Here is a 23991-nt window from a genome sequence, read left to right as displayed (position 1 = left end):
TTTAGTAGATGTGACTGTAAGCGGCGGCAAAGTTACCGCAATCGATGTAGTAGAGCATTCGGATACCGGTTTCATTGCTGAGCCTACCTTTGCAGAGCTGATTCCTCAGATTGTTGAGAGTCAGAGCTTGGTAGACGTTAAATCGGGAGCAACTATGACCAGTAAGGGCTTGCTTGGAGCTGTATCAGCGGCAGTCAGTGGAAAGGAGGCACAATAAATGTCGGTTGGAAAAGAATTTATTAAGGGCATCTGGAGCGAGAATCCAGTTTTCCGCTTGGCTGTCGGACTGGTACCGGCACTGGGCATTACCCATTTAGCCATTAACGGAGTGTACATTGGCGCGGCGTCTGCAGTTGTGCTGCTGGCATCCGTGCTGGTTAAAATCGCGGTATCAAAACTTGTAAGTAAAGATGTTGGTATCTATGTTGACTTTGCCTCCGCGGCTGTGTTTACAACACTATTATATCGATTGGTGGCAGCTTACCAGCCTGAGCTTATGGTACAGCTGGGGATCTATTTCCCCCTCATTGCAGTCAACAGCTTTGTTTTGCAGCGATTATCCTGGAAAGCAGCTCCCGCAGCCAGGGTCCTTGATGCGGTAGGCATGGGAATTGGCTATACAGCAGCGCTAACTTTGATCGGCATAATCAGGGAATTTGTTGGCTTAGGCCAATTCTTTGGAGTCGCTGTGCTGAAAGGCACTCTTGCGCCTTTTTCACTGGCGGCAACTGTTCCCGGAGGATTTGTAATTGTGGGCCTGCTGATGGCTCTCTTTAATGCAATAAGCGGTAAGGGAGGCGAAATTAATGAATAGCAGCCTGCAATTCTTGACAGATGGTGTTATTACACACAATTTGATTCTGTTTCAGGGTTTAGGAGTCTACGCCCTGCTTCGTTTCACCAAATCGATCGGAACAGCTTTCAAAAGCTCGGTTATGATGCTTGTTTCGACACTGACAGCTTGCGCTTTAGTATGGCTGGCAGAACCATTAATACCAACTCATTTTGGCATGCAGCTTCCGGCTTATTTGGCGATTGCTTTGGCATCCGGTCTGCTGTGGAATAAAGTTTTGGCACAGGCTTTGGCTCTAGAGCCGGAGCAATCACTTTTGACCGCTTTCATAAACTCTGCTTTGATCGGGGTGCTCTTAGGCATTCCTCAAGATCTGCCAGCAGGGGCAGCGATAGTCGGTTATGGAGCAGCATGCGCTGTAGGTTATGGTTTAGTGTTGATTGTTATGGCTGGGATAAGGGAACGTCTGGCGTTAGCGAATGTTCCAAAACCGTTTAGGGGGGTCCCCATCCTGCTGATATCAGCGGCCTTATTGGCGCTGGCGCTGATGGGATACCGGTTATAGAAAAGGTGGAGGCGATCCTCCACCTTTTCTTTTACGCACGGTATTCAGAAAAATGGCAAATAAGGAGGATTTTGCGGGATTATGTCGAATAGAAAAAATGCACCCAAGGGAAGAGGTCAGAAGGGAGTAAGATAAATGACTGCGCGGCAGCGCGTGATCGTTTTCGCGTTGGTTGCCATGATTCTGATTGGAAACGGTATTGACCTCTTTGTGTCCCGCCAAAAAGCAGTGCGCTTTTTGGCAGCTGCAGATGCAGCAGGCCCACCTGCATCTGCACAATTAAGAGAATCTAATGATTTGAACGAAATAACAGATTCAACTGGAGCAGAAGAGCTGGACGAATTAAGCGCAGGATCTGCGGCGCCGGCTGATGGAGAGATTCCGATCGCAGTAACCAAGGCTCTTAATCCAGACGGAACAGAGCATGATTTAGAGGAATGCAAGTTGATTCACATCAACTGGGCTGTCTCCAAAGAGCTGCAGCAGCTGCCCGGAATAGGTTCGGTGTTAGCTGAAAGAATAATTGAAAAGCGCCGCGAAAAGTTCTTCCTCAAGTTTGAGGATCTTCTGACCGTATCTGGGATTGGACAAAAAAGATTAGAAAGAATTAAACCGTTTATCTGCTTAGCTGTACCGCATGTTGAACAATAAAACTCGTCCTTTCCTTCTTGTTTTTCCCCTGCTGGCTGTGGGAATCTATTTGTCGCAGTATGCAGAGTACGCAGTAATTGCTGCAGCAGTGGCTGGGGTAATTGCAGTATGCTGGTTCTTCCTTGAGTATCGGGGAAAGAGCGGAGCGGTAGGATTTTTCTGGCTGCTGATGATCTGTGCTGGATACTTGCTCGGCGTTACCGATATGGGTATTCTGCCGGATGCAGATTTCCAAGCAGCAGTTACAGGAGAAGTTGTCAGTGTGCGGAGATTAACCTACTACCAGCGGGTTATTGTCCAATCCCCAGAGCTTAAGGCCAAATTGGCCGTGCATCTGCCGCTGGATGTCGATCTTGCACCAGGGCTTTGGTTGTCCGTTTGCGGGCGCGTCACAAAACCGGACAGCGCCCGCAATCCGGGCGAATTTGATTACCGAAGTTATCTGCGGGGGCAGGGCGTGTATGCCTTTGTGGAAGTCGATGAGTTTACAGTCTTAGAAAAGAAGAACCGCGCTAGGCTTTTTCTGAACAGCCTGCGGGAATATGTAAAAAATAATTATCGAGAAAATATGCGTTCTCCGCAGCTGCTCACCGCCATAGTGTTAGGTGATCGCAGTGAACTCAGCGCTCAGCAGCTTGCTTGGTGGGAACAGCTGGGTATAGCCCATTTATTATCTATATCGGGAATGCATATCGGCTTACTTGCAGTATTTATCTGGGCAGTACTGCGTCCTATGCCGGGTTCCCAGACCTTTAAAACAGTGCTGTTCACGGTGCTGCTGCTTGTTTATGTGCTGTTAAGCGGTGCTAAACCTTCTGCTTGGCGGGCCTGGCTGGCAGCTGTAATCGCTGCTTTCGGATCAAACCGTCATTTGGATGGACTGCACTTATGGAGTTTAATTGGTACTATTATGCTTGTTATTTCTCCAAGCTATCTTTGGCAGATAGGTTTTCAGCTTTCTTTTGCTGCCAGCGGCGGAATTATTCTATGGAATCCGTTGATAAGAAAACTAACTGCCAGAATAACAGGCGGATGGGTATCAAGGATTATAAAGCACTTTGTCAATTCGATCGCGATTTCCCTTGCTGCGCAGCTGAGTATATTTCCACTCTTACTTTATCATTTTTCGGAAGCTGCGCTGATGGGTCCCATCGCGACTTACTTAATGCTTCCTTTTGTCTCAATCTTGCTGGTAGGCGGACTGGTTTTAGGGGCATTTGGGAGACTTGCGTTTCTAGGAGGATTTTTACTAGACAGAGTCACTGGTTTAACGGACCTCCTCTGTCGACTCCTTTCAAACCTCGGGTGTGTGATATCAGTTCCGATCAAATCCTTTTCTCTTGTTTGGGGCTGGTTTTTGCTCTTCTCTTGGATGGGTTTACAGGTTAGAAAAGAGTATATTAGGATTGGGAAACCAACATTAATCAAGGTGAGCTCTAGGATCTTAACTTTGGTTATGATCCTAAGTATGCCCCAACCAGTTCGCATACCCCTTGAAATTACCTTTCTTGATGTCGGTCAGGGAGACTGCATTTTCATCCGCACTCCGTATAAGCAGCATATTTTGATTGATGGCGGCGGAGATTCGGTTTACTGGCAGCTGAGGGGCAGAAATGTTGGCTTAGAAACCGTGGTTCCGTACCTGCAGTATAAGGGAGTGGAACACATCGATCTGGTTATTCTCAGCCATCCTCATGAAGATCATTTGTTTGGTCTGCTTGCGGTGCTGGAAAACTTCAGCGTAGGAATGGTACTGGATAATGGTCAGCCTCATACAACTGCCACTTATGTAAAGTATTTGGAGCTGATCGATTCTAAGCATATTCCCTATCGACAGTTAAGAGCTGGTGATCAGCTGCTGCTGCGGGGCGGTGTACGGTTAGAGATTTTCCATCCGGACCAGCTTTTGGCTGGGACTGGGTCTGATTTAAACAATAACAGTTTAGTAATTAATCTTAATTATCAGGGCAGAAATGTGCTTTTTACCGGTGATTTGGACTGGGAGGGTATGATTGACCTGCTGCAGCGCGGCAATCTACCCCAAGTCGATTTGATTAAAGTCCCTCACCACGGCAGTAAAACTGCACTCCTGCCTCAATTTTATCAAACTGTACAGCCTGACTACGCTGTTGTGACAGTGGGTAAAAACTCTTTTGGCCATCCTGATCCGGATGTAATGGAGTTCCTTGCGGACATGGGGATCAAGACAGCAAGAACTGATCAAGAGGGAGCCGTGTCATTCTATATTTGGGCAGGAATGCTCGGCAGGTATTCAAAGTCTAAATAGCGAAAACCTAATCTGCAGCAGGAGTCGTTACTAGGAGGATGTGCCTTGAATAAAATAAAGGAGCGCATATTGACCCAGCCGCTGGCACGGCTGTATATTATTCATGGAGAAAACCAGTATCTTCAAAAAGAGATCTATACCACACTGCAGAGACGGGCAGAGCAGGATGGAATTCTGGATTGGAATTGGGTCAATCTGACACCGGATAAAGAACTGCAGCCGGCCGATGTTATGCGGGAACTGCAGACCACCCCATGGGGTGGCGGTACTAAAATAATTGCCTTAACCGATGCCGATGTTCTTGATGCTGAGTTTCTAAACAAACTGGCAGACGGATTAGCGAAGGCTACAGAGACAAACTGTCTAGCCTTATTTTTTAATAAGTTAGATCGGCGTCTAAAGGCAGTTAAGGGACTGCTCAAACTAGGTGTTGAGGTAGAGTGCCTGGGAATAAAAGGTGAGAATTTAGTGCGGTGGGTCCTGGATTACCTCAGGCTGCGGGATAAAAAAATGCCTCAGCCAGCAGTGCAGAAGTTTTTGGCTAAGGTGGGAACAGACTTAAATCTGATTGCTAATGAGCTGGATAAACTGATTCTCTATACAGGTGATGAGGCGACTATCACAGAGGATGATGTGTTTGCTGTAACATCCACACCGCCAGATCAGCTTGAGCACGGCGGAATCTTTGATTTAACTGACGCTGTATCAGCTAGAGATGTCGATCAAGCTTTAACCATTTTAACCCAGCTCCTTGATGCAAAAGAACCGCCCCTAAGAATCCTGCCGCTGATCGAACGGCAGCTGCGTCTGCTGTTAGCTGCTAAAACCCGGGGGCGGATGAGTATTTCCGCTGCTGCTCAAGCTATGGGAGAGAACAGTGATTATGCGTTAAAACAAGCGGAAAAGTATAAGAATAAATTTACTCTCGAAGAACTATACAGTGGTTTGCAGCAGATCGTCGCCGCCGATAACGAACTGAAATTTGGAGCTGATCCGTATCAAACTATGGAGCAGTTAATCATCAATATCTGCTTATAAAAAAAGCGCCCTGCATTCTGCGGGCGATTTTTTATATAGTTACGCTTTCTATCAGCTTTAATTAGCTGCCAGTTTTCTGGTCAGGCGTGACTTTTTACGGGCAGCTGTGTTTTTATGAATCAAGCCTTTGGAAGCAGCTTTATCCAAAGCTCTAACGGCGCTGCGTAAGTAAACTTCAACGTTCGGATCGTTCTCACTGAGAGCAGTTTCAAATCTCTTGATCGATGTTCTTAAGGCAGATTTAGCTGATGCGTTGCGAACTCTTCTCACTGCGCTGGTGCGAACTCTCTTTTCAGCAGACTTAATGTTTGGCACTGATTGTCACCTCCGTTAGATTAATCACCGCAAGTTATTATATCATCATCTGTTCGGGATTTCAATACATGATTCTACCCTATCTCGGACATTATATCAACAGAATGTTTGATAAAGGAGTGGCAGCCAGGATGGAAAAATTTCTAGATCCTTATCAGCAGGAGTTTCTAGATAAATATGGAGTTCGAACAGACTTGGCGATTGAAGCTCACGAGGTGATTGTCGAGCGGGAAGGTCCGCCCGAACTGCCTGGAGTGATTGTAAAAAATGAAGAAACCGAGTACGCCTCTATCAGCCGGGTCACTGTTGAAAATGAAGTGGGAGCCCGCTTGATCGGCAAAGCCCCGGGAAATTACTCTACCATTGAAGCGCCCGGGCTGCGGAGTCATAATCGGGAAATCCATCAAGATTTAGGTGTTTTGGTTGCAAAGGAGATTCAGTGGTTCATTGACCAGCATCAGTTAGGACCAGAAGATTCGGTGCTGGTTGTAGGACTTGGTAATTGGAATGCGACACCTGATGCCCTTGGACCAAAGGTTGTTGGAGAACTGATGGTTACCCGGCACCTGCTTGAGTTTTCCCCTCCTGAGCTGAGGAAGGGACTGCGCCCAATTGCTGCGATTGCTCCTGGAGTACTTGGTTTAACTGGGATTGAAACAGGAGAAATAATCCGCGGAATTGTGGGCCAGATCGAGGCTAAAGCAGTTATCTGCATCGACGCTTTAGCAAGCCGCAGTGTGAGCAGACTGTGCAGTACTATCCAAATATCGGATACTGGTATCCATCCCGGCTCCGGAGTTGGCAACAAACGCATGGCAATCAACGAAGAGACCTTGGGTATTCCGGTTTTTGCGATCGGAGTACCGACAGTTGTACATGCCTCAACGATTGTTTCTGATGCAATGGATATCATCAGCGGTGAAGATCCGGATCAAAAACAGCGCGCTCAAGAACTCCCGAAAAAAACAACCTTTAATCTCGATCCGCAGAGTATCATGGGTTCACCAACCCAAGCTCAAACTTCGCCGCATCAGCCGCAGCCCCAGATGAATCCGGATCAAAAGCGCCAGATGCTCGCTCAGGTGCTGGAACCATATATGGGCAGCATGATTGTCACACCTAAAGAGATTGATGATTTGATTGATGATGTGACCAATGTGATTGCCGGAGGCTTGAACACTGCCTTCCACGAGGCAGTTGATTACAGCGAGATCTTCCAATACCTCAGCTAAAAAATCACCCCTGCTGAATAAGCCAGGGGTGTTCTCCTGTTTAGGGGAGATCATAGTCAATATAAACATGACCGGCAATGCTTTCTACCGGCTTTCCTTCGATGAGGATCCTCACCCGGTCGATTTCTGGAAACTGAGTGAGCGCGGCTGCGATTGCCTGCACCAAGTGGCTTTCCAGTTGGCTGCCGCCGACAAAATTTGTCTGTATTTCTTTGGAAAAGTCAGCGATGGCAGTTTTGTTCTCAATCGTCAAGCCTAGAAGTTTTGTCCCGGAGGGAACAGAAGGAGTTAGTTCAGTTTCAGCTGCGGTAGGGCCTGCCAGCAGCTGTTTTAATGCTTTTTCAGGTGAGGCTGGCGCAGAAACAGACCTTACCACGGGTACTAGGAGAAAGTTGGTGGGTGTAGCGCGGATGAAATGCACAACAACATGGTCGTTTTGTTGTAACTGATAGAGTTGATAGGCTAAGTAACCGGATAAAGCCAGGCTGGCGATTAAAAGCAGAATTAAGAAATAGCGCATGAGACATCACTTCTTTCCATTAGTCTTAGTTATAGCTTAACATATTTTTGGCAGTGGACAAATATAATGTGCTAGATCCAGCGAAAGAGGTGTAAGCGTGGCACGACACCGCAGCCGCTATCCAAGCGCATCCATCTTGTCCATGATTTTCATCATCATTCTGTGTTTGTTAATCGGATATTTCAGCTATCAGCTTTTTTTCAGTGATATTGGCTTTGATCACTCGTTAGCGCGCAGTGTGATAACTTTGGGGATCCCGGTTGTCGGTGATCAGGAAGAGTACAGCCCTGGATGGGAGTACACACTGCGTTCGCTGATCTATCTGCTCACAGATTACGATCTCGGCAATCCCGATACGCTGCTGAAAAATACCATACCGCTAATGAGACAAGCCGAGCAGATGCTGATTTCTGAGGAAAGACCGCTTGTTTTTATTCCTGAGCTGACATTCGCTCCTGATCCTTTTCAACCCCAAAGTCAAGAAACATCTCAGTCACCAGGTGTAGTTTCTTTGTCTCTTGAACCGCAGGTGCTGATCTATCACACGCACTCATCAGAAATGTATTTGGGGCAGACAGCTGCTGAAGGGAATTACCAAAACTCCCATTATGTATTCAGTTCCAACCACGATACCAAAATAACTGGTATAATGGAGGTGGGCAAGCACTTGGCGCAAGCCCTGCGGAGTCAGGGTATCGGTGTTATCCATGACACTACTATTCATGATTGGCCGAGCCTGAGCGGTTCGTATATCAACTCAGAGCGGACAGCCCGACGGCTGCTTGAGCAGAATCCGGGTGTGCGTTTTGTTTTTGACGTTCATCGCGATGCTGGTGTTCCGGACCGGGTTGTAATGATTGACGGCAAAAGGGTGGCGCGGGTGTTGTTGGTAGTAGCTACGGCTCAAGATATTCCCCAAAACCATCCGAATTGGCGCAAAAACTATGAGTTTGCCATGGAATTCTACCGCTTAGCCGAGCAGATGTATCCTGGATTTATGCGCCCCGTGCAGATTCGGCGTGACGCCCGCTATAATCAGCATCTTCACGAAAACAGTATTGTGATAGAGATAGGATCAGTTGAAAATACTATCGAAGAAGCACTGCTGGCGGCCGAACTGGTTGCCACCATCATAGCAAAAATGCTATAATGAAACTTAGGTTTAGTTGAAGGAGCAGAAGATATGGCCGATATTTCCAGTTCGAAACAAAGGGTTGCCCGGGCTGCCGGGATCGTGATGTTCGCAATCTTTCTCAGCCGTGTGCTTGGATTTGTGCGGGAACGGGCTATCGCTACTGTTTTCGGCAGAACGTGGGAGACAGATGTCTTCTTTGCCGCGTTTGCAATCCCGGACTTAATGTATCAGCTTTTAGTCGGAGGCGTAATCAGCTCCGCATTTATCCCGGTGTTTACCCAGTATCTGGCCAAGGATGATGAAAAACAGGCGTGGCATGTGGCCAGCTCCTTCATTAATCTGACCGGCACACTGCTGGTTATGATGACCATTTTAGGAATAATCTTCACACCGATTCTGGCTCCATTGGTTGGAATTGGTTTTGAAGGAGAACAGAGGAGTCTGCTGGTAAAATTGATGCGGATAACTTTTCCGGCGGTGTTCTTTACTGCCTTATCCGGTATCAGCATGGGTGTGCTGAATTCTTATCAAAAGTTTACTCTACCAGCCATCGGGCCATTAATTTATAACTCTGCGCAAATCCTAAGCGCTTATGTCTTAGGACCGATTTTTGGTATTGTGGGCATGGCTTACGGTACGGTTGTGGGTTCCTTTGGCAGTTTTTTCATTCAATTTCCAACCGTAGTCCAGCTGGGCCGCAGTTATTATCGCCGACTAGTTGACTTTAAGCACCCGGGTATGCAGAGAATGTTTAAGCTGATGCTGCCGGCAATTCTGGGCTTGTCTATTGCGCAGATTAATATGATTGTAGGGCAAAACCTTGCTTCTTTATTAGAAACAGGTTCGATTGTGGCCCTTAGGCTCGCTAACCGCTTAATCAATTTTCCCTTAGGTATTTTTGCAATGGGACTTTCTACCGCAATTTTCCCAACGCTGGCCAGGCAGGCTGCCAAAAATGAAATGGCCGAGCTGAAAGAAACCTTCTCATTCGGACTGCGTCTGGTATTTTATATTACGGTACCTTCAGCGGTGGGGATGGCAGTTTTACGAGTGCCCATTGTCAGACTTTTGTTTGAAACCGGCGAGTTTACCAGTCAGGATACAGCGATTACCGCTTACACTTTACTATTTTATTCTGCGGGGCTGATCGCTCAGGCAGGACTGCAGATTCTGACTAGAGTATTTTATTCACTGCAGGATACAGTTACACCCGTTAAAGTCGGTTTTGTAACTGTTATACTTAACTTTGTTATCAGCATTTCACTGTTAAAGTGGACAAACCTCGATACCGGCGGATTGGCGCTGGCATTCTCCATAACAAGCTTAATCCAGATGCTGATTTTGGTTTGGTCACTCCGCAAAAAACTCGGAGCTGTTGATGGCCGGCGGATACTTGACACAGCTGTCCGAGCTTTAGCTGCTGCAGCGGTTATGGCTCCCTGCACTCATTATACTGCCATGTTTGCTGCGCAGTATGTCAATCTGGTGAGCACAACGGGACGTCTGCTGCAGACATTCAGCGCAATTGCTGTTGGAGTGTTAGTTTATGTAATCATGAGTTTTCTTTTGCGAATGAACGAACCGATCTTTGTGTTGGATATTATTAAAGAGCGGCTGGTACGGAAACGCCGCTGACGCAGTTATGAAATATTGGTATAAAGGACTAGATAGATTATGAATCAAAAGCAGATCAGAAATTTTTGTATCATTGCTCATATCGATCATGGGAAATCAACCTTGGCAGACCGGCTGCTGGAGGCAACTGGGACTGTAACCCAGAGGGAGGTTTCCGAGCAGATGCTCGATTCCATGGATCTTGAGCGGGAACGGGGAATTACGATCAAGCTGACTGCTGTGCGCTTAACTTACCAGGCTAGGGATGGGCAGGAATACACCCTCAATCTCATCGATACGCCAGGCCATGTGGACTTCTCGTATGAGGTGTCCCGCAGTCTTGCTGCCTGCGAGGGAGCACTGCTGGTCATAGACGCTTCTCAGGGTATTGAGGCTCAAACTTTAGCCAATCTTTATCTGGCACTCGAGCATGATCTAGAGATTATTCCTGTAATCAATAAAATTGATCTTCCCAACGCCGATCCGGAACGGGTGAAAAAGGAACTTGAAGAAACAATCGGCATAGACAGCAGCGAGGCGATCCTAACGAGCGCCAAGACCGGTGAGGGGATCACCGATATTTTGGAGGCGGTTGTTACCCGAATCCCTGCTCCCAAAGGTGATCCTGAGGAAAAGCTGCAGGCGCTGATCTTTGATTCTCACTACGATACATATCGGGGTGCTGTTGCTTATGTGAGGATTTTTGACGGGGCTTTAAAGGTTGGGGACGAAATCCAGATGATGAGCAGTGGACGCACCTTTGAGGTGACGGAACTAGGTGTGCTGCAGCCCCATATGACGCCAGTTGCGAAGCTGATGCCGGGAGAAGTTGGCTGTGTAATTGCCAGCATGAAAGATGTCAAAGACACACGGGTCGGAGATACGATTACCCATGCTGATCGCCCAGCTGATGAGCCGCTGCCGGGGTATCAGCCTGCTAAGCCCATGGTCTACTGTGGACTTTATCCCGTTGAGAATGAGCAGTATGTTGAACTGCGGGATGCTCTAGAAAAGCTGCAGCTTAACGACGCAGCTCTCACTTTTGAAGCTGAGACATCTGCAGCTCTTGGTTTTGGCTATCGGTGCGGCTTCTTGGGACTGCTCCATATGGAGATTATTCAGGAGCGGTTGGAAAGAGAATTCGACTTAAATATCATTGCTACCGCGCCGAGCGTTGTCTACCGCATTACTCAGACTGATGGAACCGTACTTGATATAGATAATCCTGCCCACTTCCCGCCGGTGCAGAAGATTGAATACATTTCTGAACCATATGTGCTGGCGACAATGGTGGTGCCTGATGAGTTTGTAGGTGTAGTGATGGAACTCGGTCAAGAGCGCCGGGGCGAGTTTAAGAACATGGAATATATCACCCCGGAGCGGGTGCGGGTTGAATATGAGATGCCTTTAAGTGAAATTCTCATGGACTTTTTTGACCGCCTGAAATCGCGGACGAAAGGATATGCTTCCTTTGATTATGAGTTCACCGATTATCGGGAGTCGGATCTGGTTAAACTGGACATTCTTTTAAATGGAAAGCCCGTTGATGCCTTGTCCTGCATTATTCACCGCGATCGAGCGGCTGTACGGGGACGGAGTTTAGCGAGAAAACTAAAGGATTTAATTCCAAGGCAGCAGTTTGAGGTGCCGATCCAGGCTGCTATCGGAAACAAAGTAATTGCCAGGGAAACAGTTCGGGCACTCCGCAAAGACGTACTGGCAAAATGCTACGGGGGCGACGTGTCCCGCAAGCGCAAGCTTCTGGAGAAGCAGAAGGAAGGTAAAAAACGGATGAAGAGCCTCGGCAGTGTTGAGGTGCCGCAGGAAGCCTTTATGGCTATCCTGGAAGTGGAGTAGAAAAATGCTTGGTGTCTATGTGCATATCCCATTCTGCGCAAATAAGTGCGGTTACTGCGACTTTCACTCAATAGTAGCTGGAAGTTCCGTAATTGAAGATTATCTGGTTGCCCTAAGCCGTGAAATCAGGTATTGGGCAGATCAGCTTGGAGGCAGGACCTGCAGCACTCTTTATATTGGTGGGGGATCTCCGACTCTGCTCACAGCTGAGCAGTTAAGCCGCCTGATCAGGCAGTTGACAGCAGAGTTCAACTTTGCATCCGGCTTTGAGCTGACGGTGGAAGCAAACCCCGGCACCCTTACCCCAGCCAAACTTGAAGCAATGGCCGAAGCTGGAGTTAACCGCATCAGCTTGGGAGCGCAGGCATTTCAAAATGATCTGCTGAGGCGCATCGGCAGAACTCACAGCGTTGATGATATCTACCGCGGTGTTGAGTTAATCAGGAAATATGGGATAAGCAACATTAATTTGGATTTAATTGAAGGACTGCCGGATCAAAAACTCACAGACTGGCAGGCGGGATTGGAAGCAGCGGCTGCTCTGCAGCCGACTCATTTTTCCTGCTACTCACTGATTCTTGAGAAAGGGACTCCGTTTTTTGAAGAGTACTACCGCGGTACACTGATCCTGCCGGATGAGGATGAGGCTGTGGGGATGTTTGAGTTTACTCAAGCCTACCTGCCGCAGTTAGGCTACCACCACTATGAAATCTCAAATTACGCGCTGCCGGGCATGGAGTCCCGGCATAATCTGATTTACTGGCACAATCAGTTCTATCTTGGACTAGGCAGCGGGGCCCATGGTTACTTTAACCGCCTGCGCGCGCACAATCCTGCGGATGTTTTTTTGTATACCAAAAACTGGCTGTCCGGTATTCCGGCTGCTGTCTCCGGTGAGTATGTTGACCGCGAGACCGAGATGGATGAAACGATGATGCTGGGTCTGCGGTTAATTGAAGGGGTTGACGAAGCGGCTTTCTTTAACCGCTTTAATGTTTCCATTAAAGATGTATACGCCAATGCAGTAACCGACCTGATTGATCGGGGACTGCTTGAGAGCCGGGATGGATTTTTGCGTCTAACCAAACAGGGAATATTCTTAGGTAATCTGGTATTTTCCGCATTTCTTCGCTGAAAACCGTAAGCTCTCCAGCCTTGACAAATAGATGGCAGAGTGGTACCTTATGAATGATGGATGTTAGCACTCTAAGGTAGCGAGTGCTAAAGTGCCGAAAGGAGGCGAGTATTGTTGTTGAATGAACGGAAAATCATGGTGCTGCAGGCGATTATCGATGATTACATTCGTTCTGCTGAGCCGGTAGGATCTCGCACGATTGCTCGCCGCTATAATCTTGGTGTATCGCCTGCCACTATTCGCAACGAGATGGCTGACTTGGAAGAAACTGGATATATTATTCAACCGCACATTTCAGCGGGTAGAATACCTTCGGATAAAGGCTATCGTTTTTATGTAGATGTATTGATGGAACCTGAACCGGTTCCTGAGCATAAGCGCATGGAAATATATCGGCGTATAGCCGCATATAGTCAGCAGGTAGAGCTTTTGATCCAGGAAGCTTCGAAGCTGCTGGCACTTCTGACAAATCTGGTAGCAATTGTTGTTGCCCCTCAGCTGGAAAGCTGCATGATTGAGCAGATCCAGCTGCTGGCATTGGATGAGTCACGTGTGCTGGTGGTTTTAGTTCTGCATCCCGGGATTGTGCAGAATCGCATTGTACGAACTGATGAAAAGTATGATCCGCAGACACTGCATCAGATATCCCAGCAGTTGACGAATCGGCTTAAAGGAGTTACTTATCGCGATCTGCGCTCGAGTTTAATTCGGGAGATCAGCAGTGAGTATGGAACGCTTGGAGCAGCTGTATTAGAAATTCTCGTCAGTGAGCTGGTTGATTCGAATGATGAGAAGATCTATTTAAATGGAGCGATCCGCATATTTGAACAGCCGGAGTTTAAGGATTTGGACCGGACTAAAGGATTTTTGAGTCTGCTGGAGCAGAAGGGAGTTATCTCTGATTTAATCAGCAGTCTCAGCAAAGTAACCGGAGTGCAGGTTGCCATCGGCCATGAAATACCGATTGTCGAAATCCATGAATGCAGTGTGGTCACCTCCACATATTCAATTAGTGGGGAAGTGATCGGTGCGATCGGTGTAATGGGTCCAACTCGAATGGATTATGCTAACGTGTATTCGGTTGTGGAGTTAATTGCTAATTCTCTCAGCGAAGTTTTAACTGAGCTGGTTAAATAGTGGTGAAGTTAAGGAGGTAGAGTGTTGAAGGAGAATAAGGAACATGAACTGTGCAGTGAAGAAACAGTTGAAGAGATTGAACAGGAGGACCTGGAGCAAGCAGTTGATCAGGATGAACAGAAATCAGAGGATCAAATTGAGCTTCTGACAAAGCAGTGGGAGCAGGAAAGGGACGGGTTAGTAAATCAGCTGCTGAGATTGAAGGCTGATTTTGATAACTACAAGCGGCGCAGTGAAGCGTCGATTGAAGCGATCCGAGCTACTGCTAATCAAAACTTGATGGCTGAACTGCTGCCTGTGATTGATAATTTTGAGCGGGCACTCAATGCCGCTGATGATTCGCCCTATGTTTCTGGTGTAAAAATGATTTTTAATCAGCTGCTTGATTGTCTCTGCAGGCAGGGTCTGCAGCCGATTAATGCTGTAGGCCAGCCTTTTGATCCCAACATTCATGAGGCTGTCAGTATGCAGGGACAAGGGTCAGACCTGATTGTTACTGCAGAGCTGCAGAAAGGATACTTATTTAAAGATAAATTGCTGCGGGCAAGTATGGTGCAAGTTGCCCCGAACAAGCAAAATGAGGAGGAGTAAAGATGGGAAAAGTTATAGGCATCGACTTAGGCACTACAAATTCAGTTGTAGCTGTGTTAGAAGGTGGAGATGCTGTTGTTATTCCTAATGCGGAAGGCAGCCGCACCACTGCGTCAGTAGTTGCATTCACTCAAGACGGGGAGCGCTTGGTGGGACAGGTGGCCAAGAGACAGGCAGTCACTAATCCGGATCGGACGATCATGTCCATTAAGCGTCACATGGGCACAGACTACAAAGTTAACATAGATGGCAAGGATTATACTCCCCAAGAGATTTCGGCAATGATTCTGCGCAAATTAAAAGAAGAAGCAGAGAACTACTTAGGTGAAAGTGTAGATCAAGCAGTAATCACTGTTCCAGCTTATTTTACTGATGCGCAGAGACAGGCTACGAAGGATGCTGGAGCCATCGCTGGTTTGGAAGTATTGAGAATTATAAACGAACCCACTGCAGCTTCGGTAGCTTATGGTTTGGATAAGGATGAAGAGCAGATTGTTTTGGTCTACGATTTGGGCGGTGGCACATTTGACGTGTCTATTCTCGAACTTGACAAGGGTTATATAGGTGTCAAAGCCACCAGCGGCAACAACCGCCTCGGCGGCGATGATTTTGATGAAAGAATCATCCGCTACTTAATTGATGAGTTTAAGAAAGAGTACGGAGTGGATCTCAATCAGGATAAAATGGCGATGCAGCGCCTAAAGGAAGCAGCTGAGAAAGCTAAAATCGAACTATCCGGGCTGCCGCAGACCAATGTCAATCTGCCTTTTATCAGCGCGAGCTCTGCCGGGCCGCTTCATATGGATATCACGATTACCCGGGCGAAATTTAATGAGCTCACTGCTGATTTAGTTGAAGCCACTATGGTTCCGCTGCGGCAGGCAATGTCTGATGCAGGGTTGACACCGCAGGAGATTCATCGCGTGATTTTAGTGGGCGGTTCAACACGGATTCCAGCTGTTCAGGAAGCGATTGAGCGGGAGATGGGCAAAGAACCGTACAAAGGCATTAACCCTGATGAGTGTGTAGCCATGGGGGCAGCGATTCAAGCGGGTATGCTGGCTGGCGAATTTGAAAAGGGACAGGGATTAGTCCTGGTTGACGTAACTCCCCTGTCATTGGGAATTGAGACTCTCGGGGGCGTAATGACCACTCTAATTAAGCGCAATACTCCGATTCCCTGCCGGGAAACTAAGATTTTCACTACAGCTGCTGATAACCAACCGGCAGTAGACATTCATGTGCTGCAGGGTGAACGTCCGCTGGCAAAAGATAATGTGACTTTAGGCCAATTCCAACTGACAGGGATTCCTCCGGCACCGCGCGGTATACCTCAAATCGAAGTTACGTTTGACATTGACCGCAACGGTATTGTTAATGTTTCGGCGAAAGATCTGGGTACCGGAAAAGAGCAGAAAATTACTGTTACATCCTCAGGCGGCTTAACCGAGGCTGATATCGAAAAAATGGTTAAGGAAGCGGAAGCTCATGCTGAAGAAGACAAAAAGCGCCGCGAATTAATTGACCTGAAGAATCAAGCTGATACCAGCATTTACGCAGCAGAAAAAACTGTTAATGAGCTCGGCGATAAGGTTTCTGACGCTGAAAAGGAGGAAATTGAAGCCGCGAAAGAAGCGCTGAGAAAAGCTGCTGAAGGCGAGGATATGGACGAAATTAAGGCTAAGATGAAAGCCATGGATGAAATACTCCACAAATTGTCCCAGAAGATCTATGAGCAGGCTCAAGCCAGTCAACAGCATGCCGGACAGCAGGGAGCAGCCGAAGGAGCAGATACTGCAGACGATATCGTAGACGCGGAGTTTACAGAAGAAAATGATCAGAAGTAAGCTAAGGTGGTGGTCCCATGGCCAAACAGGATTATTATGAAACACTGGGCGTCTCCAGAGATGCCTCCCAGGATGAAATCAAAAAAGCATATCGGCGTTTGGCTCGGGAATATCATCCTGATGTGAACAAAGAACCTGATGCAGAAGAGCGGTTCAAGCAGATTAATGAAGCTTATCGGGTTTTAAGCGATCCCGAAAGCCGGAGCCAATATGATCAGTTTGGTCATGCGGCCTTTGAAAATGGCGGAGCAGGCGGCGGTTTTGGAGGATTCGGCGGCTTTGGCGATTTCGGATTTGGGTTTGAAGATTTAGGCGATATTTTTGCAGATATGTTTTTTGGCGGCAGCAGCTCCAGTCAGCAAAGACGTCCGCGCAAAGGCGCGGATCTCCGCTATAACATGACTATCGAATTTGAGGAGGCTGCCTTTGGAGTCGAAAAAACAATCGAAATTCCTCGAACCGAAATCTGCTCCCACTGTCACGGGAATCAGGCTGAACCGGGCACACCGATAAAAACCTGTCCTGACTGCAATGGCACCGGGCAGGTGCGGAGCGTGCAGCGCACGCCATTCGGTGCGGTTCAAACCAGCCGCACCTGTACGCGCTGCGGCGGCGAAGGCAAAACTTATGAGAAAGCCTGTACAGTCTGCCACGGCAGCGGCAGGGTGCGCCAGACCCGCAAGATTACCGTTAAAATTCCTGCTGGAATCAATGATGGCCAGGTGGTGCGGGTAGGCGGACAGGGCGAAGCAGGCAGTTACGGCGGTCCTTACGGCGACCTGCTTGTGGCTGTTAATGTAAAACCCCATAAGATTTTTACCCGTGAGGGCAATGATGTTATCTGTGAAGTTCCCATAACCTTTGTGCAGGCGGCTTTAGGCGATGAAATTGAAGTTCCCACCTTAGAGGGAGCTGTGAAAATGCGGATTGCCGAAGGAACTCAGAGCGGAAAAGTGATGCGTCTCCGGGGTAAAGGTATTACTGACGTCCGTGGCTACGGCCGTGGAGATCAGCTGGTAAGAATTAGGGTCGTTACACCGACGAAATTAAACAGCAAACAGAAGCAGATTTTAAGAGAATTTGCAGCAGCCAGCGGCAATTCAGTGCCTGATGAGACGAAAAGCTTTTTTGATAAGGTCAAAGATGCGCTGCGCTGATCATGGATTGTGGCGGGTATTTCCGCCACTTTTTTACTAATCTAATGATAAGGATGTGACAGAGTGAGTAAGTATTGGCAGGAAGTTGCGATTTTGGTGCATCAGGAGGCCTCCGAAGCAGTAAGTGAGCTGCTTACCAGATACGGCGCGCAGGGAGTGGCGTTTGAAGGTGATGCTTTAATTGAAGAAGCGCAGGCTAATAATTGGGGCGATTTTTATCCGGAGTTTGCCGGCAGTGGAGATCACATCCTTGTAAAAGCATATTTCTACGACCAAAAATCTGAGGCAGAGTTGACTGAAATAGAGCAAGCTGTTAAAGGTTTGAGTCAGTTTGGTTTGGAGATTGGTAACGTTAAGCTGACTGCCAAAGTTATCTGTGAGGATGACTGGGCTAATGCCTGGAAGCAGTATTACCATCCCCTTCGGATCGGCAGGATAATTGTGGAGCCGAGCTGGGATCCTATCACCAATCCAGAGCCAGATGATATCGTCATCACCCTCGATCCGGGCATGGCTTTTGGCACAGGCACTCACCCTTCAACTGCAATGTGCATTGAGGCTCTTCAGGAGGTTCCGGTCCAAGACCGCGCTGTTTGGGATATTGGAACCGGCTCTGGGCTTCTGGCTATTACTGCTACTAAGCTGGGCGCCCGCACTGTCGAGGCTGTTGATATCGATCCAGTGGCAGTGGAGGTCTGTCGAGAAAATGCAGAGATTAATAATGCTGCGATTCACTGCCAGCAGGGATCCCTCGACATCCTTCAGGGCAGTGCTGATGTGATTGTAGCTAATATTATCGCCGATGTGATTATTGATCTGCTTCCAGCTGCTTATCAAAAGCTTAATCCGGGCGGCATTATGATCGCGTCAGGGATAATCGACAGGCGGGCTGACGAAGTCCGAGCAGAAGCGGCTGAGTGTGGTTTCGAGCTGCTGCTGAAACGCCAGCAGGGTGAATGGGTTCTATTTGGATTTAAACGGAGCGAGGAAAATGACTAAAGTATTTGTGACTTTGGAGCAGGTTAATGATAACCAAGCGGTAGTTCTAGGTGATGACGCTCACCATCTGCGCAATGTGCTGCGGAAGAATATCGGTGATTCACTTTTAATTGGAGTTGATTCCAAAACGTTTCGCGCCGAGATTACTGAAATCAGCGAAGATAAGGTTGTATGTGAGCTGATGGAACCAGTTACCATTTCTGCCGAGTCACCTTTAAAAACTACACTGTACCAAGCGGTAGCCAAAGGCGATAAAATGGATCTGATTATCCAAAAGGCAGTCGAATTAGGTGTCTCAGAGATTGTACCTTTCTTTTCTCGCCATACTGTTGTAAAATTGACCAAGGACAAACAGCACCAAAGGCAGCAGCGCTGGCAAAAAATTGCTGAATCAGCTGCAAAGCAGTGTAAACGAGATTTGATCCCTACTATTCATGTGCCGCACAGTTTTGAGGAAGTGAAGTCAAAACTAGCTGTTCGAACAGGGGATCATTTGCTGCTGATGGCTTATGAACTGGCCGAGGAGCAGACCCTAAAGGATCTGACTGCTTTAGATCCTCAGCATGTGAGCATGATCATCGGACCAGAAGGCGGATTTAGCCAGGATGAAGCTGAAGCAGTCCAGAGCCTTGGCGGCGAGATCATTAAGCTTGGCAATCGGATTCTGCGGACGGAGACGGCTGCAATTACGGTGCTGGCACTGGTACAATTTCTATGGGGTGATTTAGGTTGAGCAAGCAAGTTGCTATTCACACCCTTGGCTGCAAAGTGAATCAATATGATTCTGAAGGGATTGCAGCGCAGTTTAAAGCCAAAGGGTATGAGATTATAGATTTTAACGAAAAGGGTGCAGATGTATATATCATCAATACCTGTACTGTAACCAATATCAGCGATCAAAAATCGCGGCAGATGATCCGCAAAGCCCATCGCAATAATCCAAACGCTAAGATAGTTGTGGTCGGCTGTCTTGCCCAGACTGATCCAGATCAGATTGAAGCGATTTCTGGGGTAAATCTGATCGTTGGAACGGATGACCGCAACCGCATTGTGGAGTTGGTAGAAAGCATTGCTCCCAATGAGCAGGAGTCGCTGGTAGCCAATATTGCTCAGGTGCGGGAGTTTGAAGAACTCAATGCGGTATCCTTTGAGGGCAGAACTCGTGCCTATCTAAAAATCCAGGATGGATGCAATCAGTACTGCTCTTACTGCAAAGTTCCCTATGCCCGGGGACCGTCCCGGAGTCGCACACCGGAAAGTGTGCTTAAACAAGTTGAGGCAATTGTCGCTCAGGGTTATCGCGAGATCGTTTTAACCGGTGTCCATCTAGGGGGATATGGGATGGATCTAGAGCCTAAGAGTTCGTTGAGTGCGATTGTCCGCCAAATAACAGCAGTGCCCGGGTTGGAGCGGGTGCGGATCAGCTCTGTTGATCCAAATGAAATTGATCAAGAGATGATCGAGCTGATCGCCAATAATCCGAGGGTGTGCCGGCATCTGCACATTCCTCTTCAAAGCGGCAGTGATCAGGTACTCAAGCGCATGCGGCGCCGCTATCTGACCGCAGATTTTCGCCGGATTGTGAATCTGGTGCGTGAGCGTGTGCCTGAAGCAGCCATAACGACAGATGTAATCGTCGGTTTTCCCGGAGAAACTCCGGAGCTGTTTGAAGAAACCCATCAGTTTCTTGCTGAGATGCAGCTGGCAAAACTCCATGTATTTAAATACTCACCTCGGGAGGGGACGCTGGCTGCTGATTTTCCAGATCAAGTGGAGGGACCAGAAAAAGACCGCCGCAGCCATGTACTGATTGCACTGTCAGAGCAGATGTCAGATCAGTATCAGCGCCAGTTTATTGGTCAAACTGTCCAGGTCCTGGTGGAACGCGAGATTGATGGTAAACTGAGCGGTCATACCGATAACTATCTTCATGTTTCCTTTTCTGCAGATCAGCACAGCAGTGATTTAATCGGCCGTATGGTTGATGTACAAATTATTGCAATCACTAAGGGGCAGGCAGCAGGAATTTTGGTTTAAGTTGAGAACTTTGAAACTAGGGTTAAGTGGAGGGAGGTGTGGATTTATGGCAGCAGATTGCATATTCTGTAAAATAGCTGCAAAAGAGATTGATTCGGATATTGTATATGAAAGCGATTATGTTGTTGCCTTTCCCGATATTAATCCGCAGGCACCGGTCCATGTGCTGATCATCCCCAAAAAGCATGTTGCCAATCTCTCTGCGATAGGAGCCGATGATCGCGACCTGCTTTATGAGGTTGGTGAAGCGGTCAAGAAATTAGCTCACCAATATCAGCTTGAGGATGGGTATCGGTTGGTTACCAACTGCGGGGCTGACGGAGGACAGACCGTTAATCATCTCCATTTTCACTTATTAGGGGGTCGCAAATTATCGTGGCCGCCGGGATAAAATAATTGACCAACCTCAGCTTATCGTTTATAATGAATGGGAAAGTCTTTAATGATGCTCGCGATGTTGTGGAGGGAGGGATATAGGGTGGCAGAAGTAAGAGTAGGTAAAAATGAGTCCCTCGACAGTGCTTTACGCCGTTTCAAGAAGCAGGTTAGAATGACTGGTGTATTGTCTGAGGTAAGAAAAAGAGAACAGTATGAAAAACCAAGCGTAAGAAGAAAAAAGAAATCTGAAGCTGCGCGCAAGAGAAGCGCCAGATTCCGATAGACAAGTATCAGCTCGATATCAGTATTAATTGATGTCGGGCTTTTTTTACAATCCTATCCTGCTGGAGGTGAGAACTGCTATGAAAAGCAAAACTATTCTTGTTTGTTTGCTATTGACGGTATTATCTTTCGGTGTTTTCGCTGGTGCAGACCCGGCCATGGCGCAGTTAAATCCGACTAGAGTCTATGTTATTTCCGTGGACGGCACAATCGAACTGGGGTTGTCCCAATATGTGCTGCGGGGATTAAAACAGGCGGCTCAGGATCGGGCGGCGGTGCTGATTGAGATCAACACTTTTGGAGGCCGGGCAGATGCGGCTGTTGAAATTCGCGATTATATCCTGAGAATGGATACCCCGGTGATTGCTTTTGTGCGAGAGCGGGCGATATCGGCCGGAGCTCTGATTGCCATATCTGCTCCGCATATAGCCATGGCTCGTGGCAGTACCATTGGGGCGGCGGAACCACGTCCTCTCGATGAGAAGACAGTGTCGTTTTTGCGGGCGGAATTTGCTTCAACAGCGCTCCGTAACAATCGCGATCCGGATATTGCGGCAGCCATGGTGGATGCTGATGTGGTAATTGAGGGATTGGTTGAGTCGGGTAAGCTGCTAACGTTAACGGCCCACGATGCCCTGGAGTTTGGCTATGCGGATGTTCTCAGTAATTACCGCTCTGAGGTTTTAGCTCATTATAATCTCGACCATCTGCCTGTGGTGGAAATAGAGCGCAATTGGGCAGAGCGGCTGGCTGGATTCGTAACTGATCCGACTGTGAGTCAGATTTTGCTGATCGTAGGATTTCTGGGCATTATCATTGAACTGTTCTCGCCGGGCTTTGGGCTGCCAGGAGTGGTAGGGATTTTAGCAATGGGTTTGTTTTTTGGCGGCAGAATCCTAGCGGGATTGGCCGGGTTAGAAGTTATCGCACTTTTTATCTTAGGGCTTGTTCTGCTGATTCTGGAAATTTTTGTCGTACCAGGATTTGGAATCGTGGGGATTCTGGGGCTGTTGAGCATTTTTGGCAGCATTATTCTTTCATTTGACAGCTTTACAGCCGCGTTAACCAGCATAACAATTACTCTGTTAGTTGTAATTTTGGTGATGATTCTGCTGTGGCGCCGCTTTAAAAAGTCGACAGCTTTCAAGCGCTTTGTTCTCTTTACTCGCGAGGAGAAAACCTTAGGATATCAGGGAGTCAGAGATTACAGTAATTTACTTGGAAAAACAGGGGTTACTGTCTCAGCGTTAAGACCCGCAGGCATCGTCAAGATCGGTGATCATCGCTATGATGTAGTTTCCGATGGCTCCTTTATTTCTGTAAATACTGAAGTAAAGGTGGTGTTTGTAGAAGGAAATCGGATAGTGGTAACAGAAAAAACTGATTAGATTAAAAACTGCAGGAGGCTGTTAGATGGAACCTATGATGATTATTATTCTGGCTGTTATTATTCTGCTGGTCTCGGCACTTTTCACCTTCATTCCGATTGGACTGTGGATTTCTGCTTTGGCCGCAGGTGTAGAAGTAGGAATTCTAACTTTAATCGGAATGCGGCTCCGGCGTGTACCGCCAATCAGGATTATTCTGCCTTTAATCAAAGCTCAAAAGGCGGGACTGGATGTTACCATTGATAAACTGGAAGCGCATTATCTTGCCGGTGGTAACGTTGACCGCGTAGTAGATGCGCTTATTGCTGCCCACCGCGCTGATATTCCCTTGGAGTTTGAGCGGGCTGCAGCCATCGATTTGGCGGGACGTAATGTATTAGAAGCAGTACAGATGAGTGTAAATCCGCGGGTGATCGAAACCCCGATCATTTCAGCTGTAGCCAAGAATGGTATTGAACTGAAAGCCATGGCTCGGGTAACTGTGCGCGCTAACATTGACAGGTTAGTCGGAGGTGCCGGAGAGTCCACGATCATTGCCCGCGTTGGCGAAGGTATTGTTACCACGGTTGGTTCAAGTGACAGTCATGAAGCTGTCTTGGAAAACCCAGACCAAATTTCCAAGACCGTGCTGGAAAAAGGCCTGGATTCGGGTACAGCCTTTGAAATTCTTTCTATTGACATCGCTGATATTGATGTAGGACGCAATATCGGTGCTCAGCTCCAAATTGATCAAGCAGAGGCCGATAGAAACATCGCGATGGCGAAAGCGGCAGAGCGAAGGTACGCAGCGATTGCCTATGAGCACGAGATGAAGGCTCGCGTAGAAGAAATGCGGGCGCGGGTAGTCGAAGCTGAAGCAGAGGTACCGAAGGCTTTAGCTCAAGCTCTGCGTGAAGGCAAAATGGGTGTTATGGATTATTACCAGATGCGCAACCTCATGGCTGATACAGACATGAGGCAGTCAATTGGCAGAGCTGGTAAAACAGATGAACCAGAAGCTGGCCGCAGTGACAAAAAGCAGTAGTTCCTGGTT

At 47.7% G+C, this 23991-nt stretch carries 24 protein-coding genes; 22 read left to right on the top strand and 2 right to left on the bottom strand.

Going from position 1 to position 23991, the window contains the following annotated elements:
• The 6 genes from GX019_04985 to holA form a co-directional block, all read left to right on the top strand.
• The coding region (locus tag GX019_04985; GenBank protein ID HHT36514.1) for an FMN-binding protein at positions 1–217 on the top strand (217 nt) is incomplete at its 5' end.
• Positions 218–814 carry an electron transport complex subunit E gene (locus GX019_04980; protein HHT36513.1) on the top strand — a complete coding sequence of 199 codons (597 nt, stop codon included), beginning with the start codon at positions 218–220 and terminating at the stop codon, positions 812–814.
• On the top strand, positions 807–1358 hold the full coding sequence (locus GX019_04975) for a hypothetical protein (GenBank protein ID HHT36512.1): 552 nt from the start codon (positions 807–809) through the stop codon (positions 1356–1358). Before GX019_04980 ends, GX019_04975 begins: the two co-directional genes overlap by 8 nt.
• Before the next feature lie 135 nt (positions 1359–1493).
• On the top strand, positions 1494–2009 hold the full coding sequence (locus GX019_04970) for a helix-hairpin-helix domain-containing protein (protein HHT36511.1): 516 nt from the start codon (positions 1494–1496) through the stop codon (positions 2007–2009).
• Positions 1996–4296 carry a DNA internalization-related competence protein ComEC/Rec2 gene (locus GX019_04965; protein HHT36510.1) on the top strand — a complete coding sequence of 767 codons (2301 nt, stop codon included), beginning with the start codon at positions 1996–1998 and terminating at the stop codon, positions 4294–4296. Before GX019_04970 ends, GX019_04965 begins: the two co-directional genes overlap by 14 nt.
• A gap of 45 nt (positions 4297–4341) precedes the next feature.
• Positions 4342–5334, top strand: a complete 993-nt coding sequence (holA, locus tag GX019_04960; GenBank protein ID HHT36509.1) for a DNA polymerase III subunit delta — start codon at positions 4342–4344, stop codon at positions 5332–5334.
• Between the two features lie 57 nt (positions 5335–5391).
• Here holA and rpsT read toward each other — a convergent pair whose 3' ends face one another.
• Positions 5392–5649 (bottom strand): 30S ribosomal protein S20, encoded by a 258-nt coding sequence (rpsT, locus tag GX019_04955; protein HHT36508.1) that lies wholly within the window; start codon positions 5647–5649, stop codon positions 5392–5394.
• A gap of 131 nt (positions 5650–5780) precedes the next feature.
• On the opposite strand from rpsT, the gene GX019_04950 reads away from it, so the two are divergent.
• Positions 5781–6881: a GPR endopeptidase gene (locus GX019_04950; protein HHT36507.1), complete on the top strand. Its 1101-nt coding sequence runs from the start codon at positions 5781–5783 to the stop codon at positions 6879–6881.
• Between the two features lie 40 nt (positions 6882–6921).
• Here the strand turns inward: GX019_04950 and GX019_04945 are convergent, their stop codons facing one another.
• The gene (locus GX019_04945) at positions 6922–7401 is read right to left on the bottom strand and encodes a GerMN domain-containing protein (GenBank protein ID HHT36506.1); all 480 of its coding nucleotides are present in this window, start codon (positions 7399–7401) and stop codon (positions 6922–6924) included.
• A 97-nt stretch (positions 7402–7498) separates the two neighbouring features.
• On the opposite strand from GX019_04945, the gene GX019_04940 reads away from it, so the two are divergent.
• From GX019_04940 to floA, 15 genes are all read left to right on the top strand, one after another.
• Positions 7499–8551, top strand: coding sequence for a stage II sporulation protein P (locus GX019_04940; GenBank protein ID HHT36505.1), 1053 nt, complete (start codon positions 7499–7501; stop codon positions 8549–8551).
• 33 nt (positions 8552–8584) lie between these two features.
• Positions 8585–10171 (top strand): murein biosynthesis integral membrane protein MurJ, encoded by a 1587-nt coding sequence (gene murJ, locus GX019_04935; protein ID HHT36504.1) that lies wholly within the window; start codon positions 8585–8587, stop codon positions 10169–10171.
• A 39-nt stretch (positions 10172–10210) separates the two neighbouring features.
• Complete coding sequence (gene lepA / locus GX019_04930; GenBank protein HHT36503.1) at positions 10211–12007, top strand: elongation factor 4; 1797 nt, start codon at positions 10211–10213, stop codon at positions 12005–12007.
• A gap of 4 nt (positions 12008–12011) precedes the next feature.
• On the top strand, positions 12012–13142 hold the full coding sequence (hemW, locus tag GX019_04925; protein HHT36502.1) for a radical SAM family heme chaperone HemW: 1131 nt from the start codon (positions 12012–12014) through the stop codon (positions 13140–13142).
• Positions 13143–13256: 114 nt separating this feature from the next.
• Positions 13257–14279 (top strand): heat-inducible transcription repressor HrcA, encoded by a 1023-nt coding sequence (gene hrcA, locus GX019_04920; GenBank protein ID HHT36501.1) that lies wholly within the window; start codon positions 13257–13259, stop codon positions 14277–14279.
• A gap of 24 nt (positions 14280–14303) precedes the next feature.
• Positions 14304–14870 (top strand): nucleotide exchange factor GrpE, encoded by a 567-nt coding sequence (grpE, locus tag GX019_04915; GenBank protein HHT36500.1) that lies wholly within the window; start codon positions 14304–14306, stop codon positions 14868–14870.
• Positions 14871–14872: 2 nt separating this feature from the next.
• Entirely contained in the window at positions 14873–16717 is a 1845-nt protein-coding gene (gene dnaK, locus GX019_04910) for a molecular chaperone DnaK (protein HHT36499.1), read from the top strand.
• A 17-nt stretch (positions 16718–16734) separates the two neighbouring features.
• Positions 16735–17874, top strand: a complete 1140-nt coding sequence (dnaJ, locus tag GX019_04905) for a molecular chaperone DnaJ (GenBank protein ID HHT36498.1) — start codon at positions 16735–16737, stop codon at positions 17872–17874.
• Between the two features lie 63 nt (positions 17875–17937).
• Positions 17938–18873 (top strand): 50S ribosomal protein L11 methyltransferase, encoded by a 936-nt coding sequence (gene prmA / locus GX019_04900; GenBank protein HHT36497.1) that lies wholly within the window; start codon positions 17938–17940, stop codon positions 18871–18873.
• Positions 18866–19606 (top strand): 16S rRNA (uracil(1498)-N(3))-methyltransferase, encoded by a 741-nt coding sequence (locus tag GX019_04895; protein ID HHT36496.1) that lies wholly within the window; start codon positions 18866–18868, stop codon positions 19604–19606. The genes prmA and GX019_04895 overlap by 8 nt, the downstream gene beginning before the upstream one ends.
• The gene (gene mtaB, locus GX019_04890; protein HHT36495.1) at positions 19603–20910 is read left to right on the top strand and encodes a tRNA (N(6)-L-threonylcarbamoyladenosine(37)-C(2))-methylthiotransferase MtaB; all 1308 of its coding nucleotides are present in this window, start codon (positions 19603–19605) and stop codon (positions 20908–20910) included. Before GX019_04895 ends, mtaB begins: the two co-directional genes overlap by 4 nt.
• A 46-nt stretch (positions 20911–20956) precedes the next feature.
• Positions 20957–21301, top strand: coding sequence for a histidine triad nucleotide-binding protein (locus tag GX019_04885; GenBank protein ID HHT36494.1), 345 nt, complete (start codon positions 20957–20959; stop codon positions 21299–21301).
• Between the two features lie 87 nt (positions 21302–21388).
• Complete coding sequence (locus GX019_04880) at positions 21389–21571, top strand: 30S ribosomal protein S21 (protein HHT36493.1); 183 nt, start codon at positions 21389–21391, stop codon at positions 21569–21571.
• 112 nt (positions 21572–21683) lie between these two features.
• Entirely contained in the window at positions 21684–22958 is a 1275-nt protein-coding gene (locus GX019_04875) for a nodulation protein NfeD (GenBank protein HHT36492.1), read from the top strand.
• A gap of 25 nt (positions 22959–22983) precedes the next feature.
• A complete protein-coding gene (gene floA / locus GX019_04870) occupies positions 22984–23982 on the top strand; it encodes a flotillin-like protein FloA (GenBank protein ID HHT36491.1) in 999 nt (332 codons plus the stop codon).
• Positions 23983–23991: the final 9 nt, after the last annotated feature.

It is taken from the genome of Bacillota bacterium, from assembly GCA_012837335.1.
Classification (GTDB): Bacteria; Bacillota; Limnochordia; order Darwinibacteriales; family DTU012; genus DTU012.
The sequence above is the reverse complement of the archived record's forward strand: the minus strand, read 5'-3'. Positions and strand labels throughout refer to the sequence as shown.